General features: G+C 70.6%; 2 protein-coding genes. Both read left to right on the forward strand.

Annotation, left to right across the window (positions count from 1 at the left end):
• Nucleotides 1–328 precede the first annotated feature (328 nt).
• On the forward strand, nucleotides 329–778 hold the full coding sequence (locus AOK16_RS22390; RefSeq protein WP_055473969.1) for a PTS sugar transporter subunit IIA: 450 nt from the start codon (nucleotides 329–331) through the stop codon (nucleotides 776–778).
• A 75-nt stretch (nucleotides 779–853) separates the two neighbouring features.
• The coding region (locus AOK16_RS22395) for a PEP-utilizing enzyme (protein ID WP_240483696.1) at nucleotides 854–1,672 on the forward strand (819 nt) is incomplete at its 3' end.

Below are 1,672 nucleotides of genomic sequence, written 5' to 3' on the forward strand. Positions count from 1 at the left end.
GGGCGCTTCCCTTCGGTGTTTCAGACACTATCAGGCGTTTTCCGTCTTCCTGACCACCATCCGCAGGCAAGCGGAATCGGATCCAGGAAAGGATTCGGGAGGACGACCGATAGTTATTGCCGCCCTCGCCGGGTCGCGGTTGATCGCGTTGCCTGGCGGCGGGCAGGGGTACGACAGTACAGGGTCCGGTCGGTGAGGGGCAAACCGGTTGGGCGGACTCCACCGGGCGGAACCGGTACTTTCCATGACTTACGCTTCTGATCAGCATGCCGCCCAGGACGGACAGGGGCGGCACCTGATCGAAATCCCCACCTCTGGGAGGCTTCCCATGACCACCGTGACGTCCCCGCTCGCCGGGCGTGCCATTGGACTCGCGGCAGTGCCCGATCCCGTCTTCTCGGGGGCCATGGTGGGACCCGGTACCGCGATCGACCCGGTGCGGGAGCCTCATGACGCGGTATCGCCCGTCGACGGCATCGTAGTGTCGCTGCACCCGCACGCGTTCGTCGTAGTGGACCAGGAGGGGCACGGGGTGCTGACGCACCTGGGCATCGACACGGTTCAGCTCAACGGTGAGGGCTTCCAGCTGCTCGTCAACAAGGGCGACACGGTGCAGCGCGGGACTCCCGTGGTGCGGTGGAACCCGGCGGCGGTGGAGGCCGCGGGGAAGTCCGCGGTGTGTCCGGTCGTGGCGCTGGAGGCCACCGCCGAGGCGCTGGGCGAGGTGGCCCAGGACAATGACGTGAAGCCGGGTGACACCCTCTTCACCTGGAAGTGAGCCCCGGCCGCGCTGACGGCGAGGACGACAACCACCACGGCGGGGATCTTCCGCCGCATCGACGGAGACAGTGACATGGAGACAACGCTGCGAGGCGTCGGCGTGAGCCACGGGGTGGCGATCGGCGAGGTTCGGCATATGGGTACGGCGGTGCTGGAGCCGCCGGCGAAGCAGATTCCGACGGACGAGGCGCCGCGCGAACAGGGCAGGGCGCGTCAGGCCGTTGAGGCCGTGTCGGCCGATCTGATCGCGCGGGGCAACCTCGCGGGCGGCGAGGCGCAGGCCGTGCTCGAGGCGCAGGCCATGATGGCGCAGGACCCCGAGCTCATGGCGGACGTCGACCGGCGGATCGCGGTGGGCAGCACGGCCGAGCGGGCGGTGTACGACGCGTTCGCCGCGTACCGGGCGCTGCTCGCGGGGGCCGGGGAGTACCTGGCGGGCCGGGTGGCCGACCTGGACGACGTCCGGAACCGGATCGTCGCGCGGCTGCTGGGTGTGCCGATGCCGGGTGTGCCGGACAGCGACGAGCCGTATGTGCTGATCGCCCGGGATCTGGCGCCGGCGGACACAGCGCTGCTGGACCCGACGCTCGTGCTCGGGTTCGTGACCGAGGAGGGTGGGCCGACCAGCCACAGCGCCATTCTGGCGCGGGCGTTGGGTGTGCCCGCGGTGGTCGCGCTGCCGGGCGCCGGAGAGCTGGCCGAGGGCACCGTGATCGCGGTGGACGGCAGCACGGGTGACATCTTCGTGGAGCCGACGGTCGAGAAGCGGACCCAGCTGGAGACCGCTGCCGCGGAGCGCAAGGCGGCGCTGGCCGCCGCTTCCGGTCCGGGTGCGACCTCGGACGGGCACAAGGTGCCGCTGCTGGCCAACGTCGGCGGGCCCGCCGATGTG

It is taken from the genome of Streptomyces pathocidini (genome assembly GCF_001418495.1).
In the GTDB taxonomy this organism is placed as follows: domain Bacteria; phylum Actinomycetota; class Actinomycetes; order Streptomycetales; family Streptomycetaceae; genus Streptomyces; species Streptomyces pathocidini.

What these genes read in the sequence shown, in the direction of transcription:
- AOK16_RS22390 (WP_055473969.1), top strand. Translation starts at nt 329, where the DNA reads ATGACCACCGTGACGTCCCCGCTCGCCGGGCGTGCCATTGGACTCGCG.